This is a genomic window from Brevundimonas sp. (genome assembly GCF_029945885.1).
GTDB lineage: Bacteria > Pseudomonadota > Alphaproteobacteria > Caulobacterales > Caulobacteraceae > Brevundimonas.
Map to the genome: position 1 here is coordinate 269,456 of NZ_JAQSDK010000002.1, position 12,358 is coordinate 281,813.

At 65.9% G+C, this 12,358-nt stretch carries 14 protein-coding genes; 8 read left to right on the forward strand and 6 right to left on the reverse strand.

Translation table 11 applies throughout. From position 1 onward, the window contains the following. The first annotated feature begins 170 nt into the window (after positions 1 to 170). Positions 171 to 662, forward strand: coding sequence for a phasin family protein (gene phaP, locus PSV00_RS01755; protein ID WP_300444048.1), 492 nt, complete (start codon positions 171 to 173; stop codon positions 660 to 662). A 64-nt stretch (positions 663 to 726) separates the two neighbouring features. On the opposite strand, the gene PSV00_RS01760 is transcribed toward phaP, so the two are convergent. Continuing rightward, the gene (locus tag PSV00_RS01760) at positions 727 to 1,215 is read right to left on the reverse strand and encodes a nuclear transport factor 2 family protein (protein ID WP_300444050.1); all 489 of its coding nucleotides are present in this window, start codon (positions 1,213 to 1,215) and stop codon (positions 727 to 729) included. Between the two features lie 172 nt (positions 1,216 to 1,387). Between PSV00_RS01760 and clpS the strand changes: the two genes are divergently transcribed. Then, positions 1,388 to 1,720, forward strand: a complete 333-nt coding sequence (gene clpS, locus PSV00_RS01765) for an ATP-dependent Clp protease adapter ClpS (protein WP_300444052.1) — start codon at positions 1,388 to 1,390, stop codon at positions 1,718 to 1,720. Between the two features lie 12 nt (positions 1,721 to 1,732). After that, positions 1,733 to 4,039, forward strand: a complete 2,307-nt coding sequence (clpA, locus tag PSV00_RS01770) for an ATP-dependent Clp protease ATP-binding subunit ClpA (protein WP_300444055.1) — start codon at positions 1,733 to 1,735, stop codon at positions 4,037 to 4,039. 71 nt (positions 4,040 to 4,110) lie between these two features. Here clpA and PSV00_RS01775 read toward each other — a convergent pair whose 3' ends face one another. Then, on the reverse strand, positions 4,111 to 4,416 hold the full coding sequence (locus PSV00_RS01775) for a CsbD family protein (RefSeq protein WP_300444056.1): 306 nt from the start codon (positions 4,414 to 4,416) through the stop codon (positions 4,111 to 4,113). 153 nt (positions 4,417 to 4,569) lie between these two features. On the opposite strand from PSV00_RS01775, the gene PSV00_RS01780 reads away from it, so the two are divergent. Then, positions 4,570 to 5,166: a DUF4287 domain-containing protein gene (locus PSV00_RS01780; RefSeq protein ID WP_300444058.1), complete on the forward strand. Its 597-nt coding sequence runs from the start codon at positions 4,570 to 4,572 to the stop codon at positions 5,164 to 5,166. On the opposite strand, the gene PSV00_RS01785 is transcribed toward PSV00_RS01780, so the two are convergent. Next, complete coding sequence (locus tag PSV00_RS01785; protein WP_300444061.1) at positions 5,158 to 6,303, reverse strand: GNAT family N-acetyltransferase; 1,146 nt, start codon at positions 6,301 to 6,303, stop codon at positions 5,158 to 5,160. The two genes, PSV00_RS01780 and PSV00_RS01785, sit on opposite strands and share 9 nt — an antisense overlap. Next, a complete protein-coding gene (locus tag PSV00_RS01790; RefSeq protein WP_300444064.1) occupies positions 6,300 to 6,758 on the reverse strand; it encodes a RidA family protein in 459 nt (152 codons plus the stop codon). Before PSV00_RS01790 ends, PSV00_RS01785 begins: the two co-directional genes overlap by 4 nt. A gap of 687 nt (positions 6,759 to 7,445) precedes the next feature. On the opposite strand from PSV00_RS01790, the gene PSV00_RS01795 reads away from it, so the two are divergent. After that, positions 7,446 to 7,787, forward strand: a complete 342-nt coding sequence (locus PSV00_RS01795; RefSeq protein ID WP_300444066.1) for a hypothetical protein — start codon at positions 7,446 to 7,448, stop codon at positions 7,785 to 7,787. A 471-nt stretch (positions 7,788 to 8,258) separates the two neighbouring features. Here the strand turns inward: PSV00_RS01795 and PSV00_RS01800 are convergent, their stop codons facing one another. After that, positions 8,259 to 9,512 carry a DNA polymerase IV gene (locus tag PSV00_RS01800; RefSeq protein ID WP_300444068.1) on the reverse strand — a complete coding sequence of 418 codons (1,254 nt, stop codon included), beginning with the start codon at positions 9,510 to 9,512 and terminating at the stop codon, positions 8,259 to 8,261. A gap of 122 nt (positions 9,513 to 9,634) precedes the next feature. Between PSV00_RS01800 and PSV00_RS01805 the strand changes: the two genes are divergently transcribed. Further along, positions 9,635 to 10,024 carry a response regulator gene (locus PSV00_RS01805; protein WP_300444069.1) on the forward strand — a complete coding sequence of 130 codons (390 nt, stop codon included), beginning with the start codon at positions 9,635 to 9,637 and terminating at the stop codon, positions 10,022 to 10,024. Continuing rightward, on the forward strand, positions 10,021 to 11,385 hold the full coding sequence (locus PSV00_RS01810) for a PleD family two-component system response regulator (protein WP_300444071.1): 1,365 nt from the start codon (positions 10,021 to 10,023) through the stop codon (positions 11,383 to 11,385). Before PSV00_RS01805 ends, PSV00_RS01810 begins: the two co-directional genes overlap by 4 nt. A gap of 108 nt (positions 11,386 to 11,493) precedes the next feature. On the opposite strand, the gene rpmG is transcribed toward PSV00_RS01810, so the two are convergent. Continuing rightward, entirely contained in the window at positions 11,494 to 11,661 is a 168-nt protein-coding gene (rpmG, locus tag PSV00_RS01815) for a 50S ribosomal protein L33 (protein ID WP_055830646.1), read from the reverse strand. Positions 11,662 to 11,786: 125 nt separating this feature from the next. Between rpmG and PSV00_RS01820 the strand changes: the two genes are divergently transcribed. Further along, positions 11,787 to 12,353: a hypothetical protein gene (locus PSV00_RS01820; protein WP_300444073.1), complete on the forward strand. Its 567-nt coding sequence runs from the start codon at positions 11,787 to 11,789 to the stop codon at positions 12,351 to 12,353. The last annotated feature ends 5 nt before the right edge of the window (positions 12,354 to 12,358 follow it).

Sequence of the window (12,358 nt, forward strand, 5' to 3'; positions counted from 1 at the left end):
GTCAACGCAGATTTGACCGGCGGGGGGCGGCGTCACGAAAATGTTGCGCTGCACAACGAGCCTTGACGTGCGTTCGCACTTGCACCATATGAGCTCTGTGGTGATCGCGACGACCGGTCACCGAGTCACAACAGGCGGCCCCGCCGCGATCAGCTTCAGGAGACTTCCCCATGGCCGACAGCGCCGAAACCGTGAAAAAAACCGTCGAAACCGCCACCGCGACCGTCAAGGCCCAGGCCGAGAAGGTTCAGGCTGGTGCCAAGCAGGCCCAGGCCGCCGGTGCCCAGGCTTTCCGTGAAGGCATCGACAAGTCGGTCGCTTCGCTGACCGAGCTCAACGCCCAGAGCAAGAAGAACCTGGACGCGGTCGTCGAGTCGGCCACCGTCGCCCAGCGTGGCGTCGAGGCCCTGTCCTCGCAGTCTCTGGCCTATGGCAAGAAGTCCTGGGAAACCGGCGTCGCCGCCGCCCAGAGCCTCTCCAAGGCCCGTTCGGTCCAGGAACTGGTCGAGCTGCAGACGTCCTTCGCCAAAACGGCGATGGAGACCTATATGGCTGAAATGACCAAGATGACGGACGTTCTTACCGCCTCGGTCAAGGACAGCTTCAAGCCGATCAACGAGCGCGTCAGCGCTTCGGTCGAGAAGTTCCAGGCTGCCCGCTAAGGCGACCTGCGCTTCACGTCAGCGTTTCGAGAGGCCCTCCGGAGAAATCCGGGGGGCCTTTTCGCTATTCGATGGCGGCGTGATCGATGCTGAAGGCCCGCGCCAGACGCCAGTCACCGTCCTCGAGCCGCCACAGCACGGAAAAGCGTGCCCGCCCGACCAGATGTTCCGGTCCGTCCCCCTGACGTTCGTAGAACAGGTGGCTGCCTTCCTCGACGGCCCCGACGCCCGGGATGGCATAGACCCGGAGCGAATCCGGCACGAGTTCCCGGCGCGAGTGGAAGGTGTCCGGACCCTGTGGGCCCCCGCACCTCTCGCCATACTCCGTGACGAAGGTCGCCCCCGTCGCCGTCAGCCCGCCCCGGTCGTGATAGAATTCCAGATCATCGGTGACGAGATCGGACAGGGCGGCCGGATCGCACAGGTCGAACATGACGTGAAACAATTCAGCATCGCGGGCGGCGATGGCCGCTGTCAGTTCGGGTCCGTCAAGCAGGTCGACGGGCTGGGTCTGACCCAGCAACAGGGCGGCGAACAGGGCGGTAAAGGGCATGGAAACCTCCGCCGACGACAATGCGGCTGGGCGGAGCGTATCGGGCCGGAGGTGGCGGAACCCGTGAAACTTCGGTCATGACGCATTTGTCACGCAAGCTGTGACTGGACGCATCTTCAATTCAGGCCATCATTGCTTATCTGAGCTATCAACTCCCCGATACGGAACACGAATGCCTTCCAAGCGGCCAGGTGAACGACAGGGCGATGGCTTCGGCTCCGCCACCGTCACCGAAACAAAGCCCAAGCTCCAAAAGCCCTCGCTCTACCGGGTGCTGATCCTGAACGACGATTACACGCCGATGGAATTCGTCGTCTATGTGCTGGAACGGTTCTTCCAGAAGGACCGCGAGGCCGCGACTCGCATCATGCTGCATGTGCATCAGCATGGTGTCGGGGTGTGCGGCGTCTTCACCTACGAGGTGGCCGAAACCAAGGTCGCCCAGGTGATCGAGACGGCGCGCCGTCACCAGCACCCGCTGCAATGCACGATGGAAAAAGACTGAGAGGATACCCTCATGCCCTCATTTTCGCGTCCTCTCGAAGAAACGCTGCACCGCGCGGTCAGTTACGCCAACGAACGGCGGCATGAGTACGCCACGCTCGAGCATCTGTTGCTGGCCCTGATCGACGACCCCGACGCCACCGGGGTGATGACCGCCTGCAACGTTGACCTCGTGGCCCTCAAGACCGCCCTGACCCTGTATGTCGACACTGACCTGGCCGCCCTGGCGACGTCGGACGGTGAAGAGGCCAAACCCACAGCCGGCTTCCAGCGGGTGATCCAGCGCGCGGTGATCCACGTGCAGAGCTCGGGCCGGGAAGAGGTGACCGGGGCCAATGTGCTGGTTGCCATCTTCAGCGAGCGCGAAAGCCACGCCGCCTATTTCCTGCAGGAGCAGGACATGACCCGCTACGATGCCGTGAACTTCATCGCCCACGGCATTGCCAAGAAGGCCGGGGCCTCGGAAGTCCGCACCGGCAAGGGCGACAGTCCCGAGGACTCCGAGGACGCGGCTACCGTCAAGTCGGGCGGCGAGGCGCTGGAAGCCTATTGCGTCGACCTCAACGAGAAGTCGCGCCAGGGAAAGGTCGATCCGTTGATCGGCCGTCAGGCCGAGGTCGATCGCTCGATCCAGATCCTGTGCCGCCGCACCAAGAACAATCCGCTGCTGGTCGGCGAACCGGGCGTCGGCAAGACGGCCATCGCCGAGGGGCTGGCGCGCAAGATCGTCAACCACGAGGTCCCGGAGGTGCTGGAAGGCGCGACCATCTATTCGCTCGACATGGGGGCGCTGCTGGCCGGCACCCGCTACCGCGGTGATTTCGAGGAGCGGCTGAAACAGGTCGTCAAGGAACTCGAGAACCACGAGAACGCCATTCTGTTCATCGACGAGATTCATACGGTGATCGGTGCCGGGGCCACATCGGGCGGGGCGATGGACGCGTCCAACCTGCTGAAGCCGGCCCTGGCCTCGGGCAGCCTGCGCTGCATGGGCTCGACCACCTATAAGGAATACCGCCAGCATTTCGAGAAGGACCGGGCCCTGGTCCGGCGCTTCCAGAAGATCGACGTCAACGAGCCGACGGTCGAGGATTCGATCAAGATCCTGCGCGGCCTGAAGAGCTATTACGAAGCGCACCACAAGCTGCGCTACACCGAGGCGGCGGTACGTTCGGCGGTCGAACTGTCGGCGCGCTACATGACCGACCGCAAATTGCCGGACAAGGCGATCGACGTGATCGACGAGGCCGGGGCCAGCCAGATGCTGTTGCCGGAATCCAAGCGCAAGAAGGTCATCGGTCAGAAGGAGGTCGAGGCCGTCATCGCCAAGATGGCCCGTATCCCCGCCAAGTCGGTGTCCAAGTCCGACACCGAGGGGCTGAAGAAGCTCGAGACCGATCTGAACCGGGCGGTGTTCGGCCAGTCCGCGGCCATCGAACAGGTGGCGGCGGCGATGAAGCTGGCCCGCGCCGGCCTGCGCGATCCGCAGAAGCCGATCGGCTCCTTCCTGTTCGCCGGACCGACCGGTGTGGGCAAGACCGAGGTGGCCAAACAGCTGGCCTCGACCCTCGGCATCGAGATGCTGCGCTTCGACATGTCGGAATATATGGAGCGGCACACGGTCAGCCGGCTCATCGGGGCCCCTCCGGGCTATGTCGGCCATGACCAGGGTGGCCTGCTGACCGATGCCGTCGACCAGCATCCCCACGCCGTGGTCCTGCTGGACGAGATCGAGAAGGCCCACCCCGACGTCTACAACATCCTGTTGCAGGTGATGGACAACGGCATGCTGACCGATGCGGTCGGCAAGAAGGTCGATTTCCGCAATGTGGTCCTGATCATGACGACCAATGCCGGGGCCGCGGACAACGCCCGGGCCTCGATCGGCTTCGGTCGCGGCAAGGTCGAGGGTGAGGACGACAAGGCCATCCAGCGTCTGTTCGCGCCGGAGTTCCGCAATCGTCTCGATGCCATCGTCAGCTTCAAGCCTCTGGGGGCCGAGACCATCCGGCTGGTGGTGACCAAATTCATCCTGCAGCTGGAAGCCCAGCTGGCGGATCGCAACATCACCATCGAACTGGCCGACGACGCGGCCGACTGGCTGGCCAAGAACGGCTTCGACGAACTGTATGGCGCGCGCCCGCTGGCGCGGGTCATCCAGGAACATATCAAGAAGCCGCTGGCCGACGACATCCTGTTCGGTCGCCTGACGCGCGGCGGCCATGTGAAGGTGGCGCTGAAGGACGGCAAGATCGTCTTCGACGTCAGCGGCCCGTCGGGTGCGCCTGTCAAGGAGCCGGCGGACGAAACGGCGGGCTGAGCCCGCCATCGGAAACGACAAGAGCCCGGACGGCGACGTCCGGGCTCTTTTTTGTGCGGCGCTGAAGCGACCTAGCGGCGGCGACCGGCTCCGGCCAGCAGCAGACCCAGACCGGCGACGATGGCCGTGGTGAGCAGGGGCTTGCGGCGGGCGAAGTCCAGGCCGGTTCGGGCCGGGTCCTGCAGGTCGGCCGGGGCCCGTTCAACCAGGCGGTCCAGGCTGTCGATGGCCTGGCCGTACAGGTCCTGGGCCTTGCCCTTGGCCTGATTCAGTCGGCCCTTGAGCTCCAGCTTGGGATTGTCAGTCAGCTTGCCGAGGCCGGTCTGGGCCGTGCCGCCGATTTCGGTGGCGATGCCTTCGATACGTTGGTCGGTCATGGATGTGTCCCTGAATTGGAAGAAGAATGGAAGACGGCCGGGGAGGCTGACAATTGAGCGCATGAGGGCGGGCCCGGTTCCCCGGTGGCGGCGCATCTGGGCCTTTTGCCGCAGACTGAAACGCGCGACAATCCGACCGAACTGGAGAGACCGATGACCGACCCGGCGATGACCGAGCGACAGAAGAAATGGTTCGCCACGGTGCAGGCCAATCTGGAGGACAGGACGGGTCGACCGCTGGCGGTCTGGGTCGATATTCTGAAGGGCTGTCCCGAGACCCGACCCAGGGCGCAGGCGGCCTGGCTGAACGCGACCCACGGCATCGGTGCCAACCACGCGGCCTTGATTCTCGACGCGGCCCGTCCGGCGGATTCCCTGGGCTGGAGTGACGCCGAGGGTCTGCGCTCGGCCCTGTGGGCGGAGCCGCGGTCGCTGGCCGCGCTCGAGGCGGTCGAACGGATCGCCGCCGACCTGGAGGGCGTCATTGTCGCCCAGCGCAAGGGCTATACGGCCTTCTCGCGGGTGGTGCAGTTTGCGGCGATGCGCCCCTTGAAGGGGGGCGGGGCCCTGCTGGGACTGAAGCTGGATCCCGACGGGGGCGGGCGGCTGCAATCCCCGACCTGGACCGAGAGCTGGTCCGAACGTCTGACGGCGGTGGTCGACCTGGACGGCCCCGGCGCGGTCAATGCCGAGTTGGCCGGCTGGTTTGCCCGCGCCGCCGAAAATGGCCGGACGGCAGGCTCAGACTGAACGATAGGGCGACTGGTCGGCGGTCAGTTCGGCGATGCCGGCGGCCACGGCCGGGCGCTCGCCTTCCAGATAGTGGGCCACGGCTTCGCGCAGGCCCGGATGGACGATGTGGTGGGCGGACCAGACGGGGGAGGGCAGGTATCCGCGCGCGATCTTGTGCTCGCCCTGGGCCCCGGCCTCGACCCGCGCCAGACCGCGGCTGATGGCGAATTCGATGGCCTGATAATAGCAAAGCTCGAAATGCAGGAAGGGCACCTCTTCCAGCGCTCCCCACTGGCGGCCGTACAGGGCGTCGCGCCCGATCAGGTTCAGGGCCCCGGCAATCGGCTGCCCGTCGCGGAAGGCCATGACCAGGGCAATGCGGTCGGCCATCGTCGACCCGATCCGGCTGAAGAAGTCCCGGGTCAGATAGGGGCGGCCCCATTTGCGTGAGCCGGTGTCCAGATAGAAGGCGAAAAAGGCATCCCAGTGCGCCTCGGTCAGGTCCGCGCCGGTCAGGACACGGATGTCGAGCCCGGCCGCAGCCTCGCGTCGCTCTCGACGGATGGTCTTGCGCCGGTTGGACGACAGGGCGGCGAGGAAGTCGTCAAAGGTCGCATAGCCGGCATTGCGCCAGATGAACTGCATATCCTGCCGCTGCAGCAGGCCGGCCGCGCCCATGGCCCGCCAGTCCGCCCCGGTCGGAAAATTGACGTGCAGCGACGACACCCCCAGCCGCTCGACCAGGGCCAGGGCTCCCTGCAGTAGCGCCTCACGCACCGTGGTGGCGTCGGCGTCGGAGTGGCTGAGGAAGCGCGGGCCCGTGGCGGGGGTGAAGGGCACAGCGCCCAGCAGTTTGGGATAGTAGCGGCCGCCGGCGCGTTCGAAGGCGTCGGCCCAGCTGTGGTCGAAGACATATTCGCCCTGGCTGTCGCCCTTCAGATAGAGGGGCATGACGCCGAGGACTGTCCCCGTTTCATTCCGTAAGGCCAGATGGCGCGGGGCCCAGCCCGTGGCCGGGGTCGCGCTGCCTGACGCCTCGCAGGCGTGCAGGAAGTCGTAGGAGACGAAGGGATCGCCGGTCGGGCCCGCACAGGCGTCCCAGGCGGCCGCGCCGATATCGGCGATCCCGTCGTGAACCGTTAGCGTGACGCTCACTTCACCTCGACGATGGCGTCCACCTCGACGGCGAAGCCGAGCGGCAGGCGATAGACGCCGACGGCCGACCGGGCGTGGCGACCCTTGTCGGCGAACACCTCGACCATCAGGTCGGAACAGCCGTTAATGACGGCGGGAATGGCGGTGAAATCCCCGGCAGCCTGGACGAAGCCGCCCAGTTTGACGATGCGGACGACGCGTTCCAGATCGCCGTCCAGGGCGGCCGAGATCTGGGCCAGAAGATTGACGCCGCACATGCGGGCGGCTGCCTGGGCCTGTTCGGGCGAGACGTCGTCGCCGACCGTGCCCTTGATGCCGCCCGAGGCGTCGTTCGACAGCTGGCCGGAGATGTGCACCAGATTGCCGGTCTGGACATAGGGGACGTAGTTGGCGACCGCCTTGGCGGGTTCCGGCAGGCTGATACCGAGGTCGGCGAGGCGGGTGGCGACGGTCATGGCAGGGCTCCGTGTCTGTGGGCCCGACTTAGCCCTTCGGACGGAGCGAGGGAAGGTGCGCTTCCGGTCTGGTATCCCGAAATAGCCAGGTTGTGTGCCGGGCTGATTTCTTGTCACCAAGAGACGGCCATGCGTCACTGGTTCTTGGTATCTGGCGTGTTCACGGCTTCGCTGATCCCGGCGGCGCAGGGCAGTCCAGCTGTCGCCGCCCGGGTTCAGGATCCCGGTACGGCGGTCGCGGCTGCCGCCGCCCCCCAGGCGACCGAGCCGGCGGCCGTTCCTGAAACGGCCGAGGAGACGGCATTTCTGGATCGGGTCGTCTGTCGGGCAGCGCCACGGGCCGCCAGTCGCCTGCGGAGCCGGGCGCGAGTATGCGACCCCGACGCGCCTGGCGTGACCTTGACGAAGCAGCAGCCGCTGAGACGAGGCGATTGCAGAACATGGGCCAGGATGGTCCGCGCGAGGATCCGCTTGGCCGGCCGGAGTGAGGGACGCGGCGGAATCGACCCTGAGACACCAGGTTCCAGCCAGTCCGGCGGTCGTTCCTGAGGGGGGCGTTCGCTGGCGACGCCGCAATTGGATCCGAACGGGGAAATCACACCGTACAAATACGGACAGGTGCGGGTCATGCGCAGTTGTCGATCCGGAATTCGCTGTTAGGGTTGCGGGGACTTTTGGAGATCATGAATGCGTGTTTTTCGTCTTGCCGCCGCCGTCGTGGCTGTGCCGCTGTTCCTTGCCGCCGCCGCCCAGGCGCAGACAGCGGACCAGCCTCAGGTGCAGGGCGCTGCGACCGCTGTAACGGAATCCGTCGAGGTCGCCGAGACGGCGGAGCAGACGGCCACCCTCGACGAGGTTGTCTGCCGGGCCCAGGGGCGGGCCGCGAGCCGTCTCCAGTCCCGCGCCCGTGTCTGCAAGACGCGTCGCGAATGGCGTGTCGTGGATGACGAGCAGGCGGCAGCCGCCGCTCGCACCCAGAACCGCGACCGATTCAACCCGCCCTGTCCCTCAGCGAATCGGCCCCAGTAGTCACCGGCACCGACGCGTGGATCGGGCCCGAGCTGGCTTGTAGCGTTGGCGGATTCGGAGGAACGGTGGTGTTCTGACTGCTCATGCCGGAGTGGATGGGTGGCTCGTGACTGGTGTTTGGCCGCCATGATGCGGCATCATTCTCTTGGACCGGTGGTGTCCTGGCGGCACCGCAGCTGACGCCGCAGGCACCAGCAGGACCATCGACTGGCGCGGCGACCGCATCTGATGTCGGGGGCGCGTCTGCCAACGCTGAGTCTCCGGAGGAGAAGGCCTGTCTGGACCAGGTCGTTTTCCGGCCCGTGGGGCGAGCGGCCAGTCGCCTGCCGACGAGTCGTCAGGTGTGTGACACCCGTCGTGCCTGGCGCGATATGGAGGAGGAGGCTGTCCGAGAGACCCGGCGGCTGCTGATTTCGAATGCCTGCAATAACAGGTTGCCGGGCCATTAGGCCGCGGCGCTGGACGACAGGCTCAGCGCTTCAGGGACCGGCCCGCGACCACGGCATTCTTGCCGAATTTGGCCCGCAGGAGGTCGATCGCCGTTTCGGTCTTCAGCATCCGCGACTCGGCGCTTTCGAACAGGACTGACGGCACCTCGGCCGCCTCGACCAGGTCGCCCAGGCCGATGCCGATCAGCCGGTACGGGATGCCCAGTTCCGGGGTCAGCAGGGCGCGACCGGCGGCGAACAGGGCCCGGGCCGTCTGCACCGGCTCGGCCAGGCTGAGCCGACGGGTGACAATGCGGAAATCGGTGCGGCGCAGCTTGAGCACGATGACCCGGCTGGCCACGCCGTCGCGACGGGCCTTGGACGCCAGCTTCTCGCACAGTGGCCAGAGTTCGGTCTCCAGGCCCGCAGCGGTGATCAGGTCCTCGTTGAAGGTGGTCTCGGCGCTCATGCCCTTGCGGTCGTGGACCGGATTGACGGCGCGCGCGTCGCGACCGTGGGCGAGCTCATACAGACGCAGGCCGCCTTCGCCATAGCGTTTGATCAGGTCCCGCGGATCGGCGGCGGCCAGATCGCCGATCGTGGCATAGCCGTCACTGCGCAGTGTCTTCGAAAAGACAGGCCCCACGCCCGGGAGGATGCTGACCGGCTTCGGGGCCAGCAGGGCCGGGGCCTCGGTGCCGAGGACGGAAAACCCGCGCGGCTTGTCCAGTTCGGAGGCGATCTTGGCCAGGAAACGATTGGAGGCGAGGCCGATCGACACGGACAGGCCGATCTCGTCCTCGATCCATTTTTGCAGACGGATCAACTGCAGCGCCGGCGGACCGCCATTCAATCGTTCCGTGCCCGACAGATCGATCCAGGCCTCGTCCAGCGACAGCGTCTGGACCAGGGGCGTCAGTCGGCCGATGGCGTCGAAGATGCGTTGGCTCTCGAAGACGTATTTGCTGAAGTCGGGCTTGATCACCACGGCCTCGGGGCAGGCCTTCAGCGCCTTGAACATGGGCATGGCGGAATGGACGCCGTACTGGCGGGCGATATAGCAGCAGGTCGAGGCCACGCCGCGCCGCCCCCCGCCGATGATTACCGGCCGGTCGCGCAGTTCGGGACGATCCCGCTTCTCGACCGAGGCGTAGAAGGCGTCGCAGTCGAGGTGGGCGATGGTCAGGTCGGCCAGCTGGTCGTGGCTGATGACGCGCCGGGAATCGCACGCCGGGCAGCGCACGGTGTGCCGGTCCCCGGTCCACAGGCAGTCGCGGCAGATGGCCCGCAGGGTCACGACGGCGGATCTCCGGTCCAGCTTTCACGTCAACTTAAGACTGGACGGATCAGAGTGCACGCGAAGAAGGCGCAAAGCCTCAGCGCAACCGCGCAGGCGATGAGGCAACAGACCGGGTGAAGATGTCCAAGAAAGTCCTCATCGTCGAGGATAACGAGCTGAACATGAAACTCTTTCATGATCTGCTTGATTCCCAGGGCTACGAAACGCTGCAGACCCGCGAGGGCCTGTCGGCCCTGGCGCTCGCGCGCGAACACCATCCAGACCTGATCCTGATGGATATCCAGCTGCCCGAAATTTCAGGGCTGGAAGTCACCAAATGGCTGAAGGACGACGAGGAACTGGCGCACATCCCCGTCATTGCCGTCACCGCCTTCGCCATGAAGGGCGATGAGGAGCGCATTCGCCAAGGGGGCTGTGAGGCCTATATTTCCAAGCCGATCTCGGTGATGCATTTCCTCGACGTGATCCGGCTGCATCTTGGTGACGCCAAGCCGGCTGTGCCCGTATGACCGCGAGGATCCTGGTCGTCGACGACGTTGACATCAACGTCAGGCTCCTCGAGGCCAAGCTTACGCTCGAATACTATGACGTCATGAGCTGCAACGACGGGGCCACGGCCCTGGAGATCGCCGCCAGCGAACGGCCCGACATCATCCTGCTGGACGTAATGATGCCGGGGATGGACGGGTTCGAGACCTGCCGACGACTGAAGGCCGATCCGGTCACCCGCCACATTCCCGTTGTGCTGGTTACGGCGCTGGACGGGCGCGAGGACAAGATCCGGGGCCTCGATGCCGGGGCTGATGATTTCGTCACCAAGCCGATCGACGATGTTGTGCTGTTTGCCCGCGTCCGGTCGCTGGTGCGGCTCAAGGCCGTGATGGACGAGTTGCGCGAACGCGAGGAAAGCGGTCGGCGCATGGGGGTCGACACCGACGGGGCCGGACGGCTGCGCGGCTCCGGTGGCCGGGTGCTGATCGTTGACGACAACCAGGCCCAGGCTAAACGAATCGCCGACCAGCTGGCCGCCGACCATCGTCCGGTGATCGAGCAGGATCCTGACAATGCCCTGATCGCCGCCCAGGGGCCGATCGACCTGATCATCGTCAATGTCTCGAGCGCCGGCTTCGACGGTCTGCGGCTGGTCGCCCAGATCCGGTCGAAGGAGGTGTCGCGCCGCGCGCCGATCCTGGCCGTGGTCGACCCCGCCGACCGGCCGCGCCTGGTCAAGGCGCTGGAGCTGGGGGTGAACGACATTCTGGCCAAGCCGGTCGATCCCGAGGAACTGGCCGCGCGGGCGCGAACCCAGATCCGACGCAAACGCTACACGGACTTCCTGCGTCAGAAGCTCGACTACAGCCTGGAAATGGCGGTAACCGACTCCCTGACCGGCCTGCACAACCGCCGCTACATGGCGGGCCAGCTCCAGGCGATGGTCAACCGGGCCGGGCAGGGGGGCGACACCGTTGCGGTCCTGGTGCTCGACATCGACCACTTCAAGGCCGTCAACGACGGGTTCGGCCACGACGCCGGGGATGAGGTGCTGCGCGAGTTCGCGGTGCGTCTGGCCACCAACGTCCGGGCCATCGACCTGCCGTGCCGTTACGGCGGCGAGGAGTTCGTCGTGGTGATGCCGGGAACCAGCCTGGAAGATGCGGTGATGATCGCCGAGCGAATCCGGCGCGATGTGGCGACCGCTCCGTTTCGCATCATGGACGGCGAGGAACATCTGACCATCACCATCTCCGTCGGCGTGGCTGCGACCCTCGGGGCCGGCGACACACCCGAGGCCCTGATCAAGAGGGCCGACGAGGGGGTCTATGAGGCCAAGGCCCGCGGCCGCAACCGGGTCATTGCCCGCGCCGCCTGACCGCTATGATCGCGCACAAACAGAAAAACGCCCGGTCCTGCGACCGGGCGTTTTCGTGTGACTGCAGATCTTGGGACCGGGCGACGCGACGGCCGCCCTGGCGTGGTCCTACTTGATCTTGCCTTCCTTGAACTCGACGTGCTTGCGCACGACGGGGTCGTATTTCTTGACGACCATTTTCTCGGTCATGGTCCGGGCGTTCTTCTTGGTGACATAGAAGAAGCCGGTGTCGGCCGAGGAGTTCAGGCGGATCTTGATTGAAGCCGGTTTGGCCATCGTAATTACCTTTGCGACGGCGAAAGCCGCTGAAATGAGAGGCGCGGAACATACTCGGGAAGGCCGCGAAGTCAACCGTGCGGTTGGTGGTTTGAGTGGGCTCCGGCAAAGGCTAGGGTAGCGACATGACCCATGCCCCCGCAATCGCTGTGACAGCCATCGCCCTGATCCTGTCGTCCTGTGCCGGCCTGCCCCCCGCCGCCGAGCCCCAGGACGCCTTCTTTGCCCGTCTGACGGACCTGTGCGGCCAGAGTTTCGCCGGTCATCTGGTAACGACCGACGCCGCCGACGCCGATCTGGCCGGTCAGCCGATGCGGATGCAGGTTCAGGATTGTTCGGCCCGGGAGATTCGCATTCCATTCCGGATTGGCGACGACCGGTCGCGCACCTGGGTCATCACCCGCACGGGCCAGGGTCTGACGCTGAAGCATGACCATCGCGATCCGCAGGGGCAGCCGGACGGGCTGCACTGGTACGGTGGGGACACGGTGAATGCCGGCACGGCCGGACGTCAGGAGTTCCCGGTCGACCAGTTTTCGATCGACCTGTTCAACGCCGGCGATGCGTCGGTTTCGACGACCAATGTCTGGGCCATGGAGATCGAGCCGGGCCAGGCGTTCGCCTATGAGCTGCGCCGGGCCAACCGGCATTTCCGGGTCGAATTCGACCTGACAGTCCCGCTCACGGACTGAGGCGG

Bases quoted from the DNA above. Each gene is read 5' to 3' on its own strand.
- phaP (WP_300444048.1), top strand. From the start codon at position 171: ATGGCCGACAGCGCCGAAACCGTGAAAAAAACCGTCGAAACCGCCACC.
- PSV00_RS01760 (WP_300444050.1), bottom strand. From the start codon at position 1,215: ATGCCCTTTACCGCCCTGTTCGCCGCCCTGTTGCTGGGTCAGACCCAG.
- clpS (WP_300444052.1), top strand. From the start codon at position 1,388: ATGCCTTCCAAGCGGCCAGGTGAACGACAGGGCGATGGCTTCGGCTCC.
- clpA (WP_300444055.1), top strand. From the start codon at position 1,733: ATGCCCTCATTTTCGCGTCCTCTCGAAGAAACGCTGCACCGCGCGGTC.
- PSV00_RS01775 (WP_300444056.1), bottom strand. From the start codon at position 4,416: ATGACCGACCAACGTATCGAAGGCATCGCCACCGAAATCGGCGGCACG.
- PSV00_RS01780 (WP_300444058.1), top strand. From the start codon at position 4,570: ATGACCGACCCGGCGATGACCGAGCGACAGAAGAAATGGTTCGCCACG.
- PSV00_RS01790 (WP_300444064.1), bottom strand. From the start codon at position 6,758: ATGACCGTCGCCACCCGCCTCGCCGACCTCGGTATCAGCCTGCCGGAA.
- PSV00_RS01795 (WP_300444066.1), top strand. From the start codon at position 7,446: ATGCGTGTTTTTCGTCTTGCCGCCGCCGTCGTGGCTGTGCCGCTGTTC.
- PSV00_RS01805 (WP_300444069.1), top strand. From the start codon at position 9,635: ATGTCCAAGAAAGTCCTCATCGTCGAGGATAACGAGCTGAACATGAAA.
- PSV00_RS01810 (WP_300444071.1), top strand. From the start codon at position 10,021: ATGACCGCGAGGATCCTGGTCGTCGACGACGTTGACATCAACGTCAGG.
- rpmG (WP_055830646.1), bottom strand. From the start codon at position 11,661: ATGGCCAAACCGGCTTCAATCAAGATCCGCCTGAACTCCTCGGCCGAC.
- PSV00_RS01820 (WP_300444073.1), top strand. From the start codon at position 11,787: ATGACCCATGCCCCCGCAATCGCTGTGACAGCCATCGCCCTGATCCTG.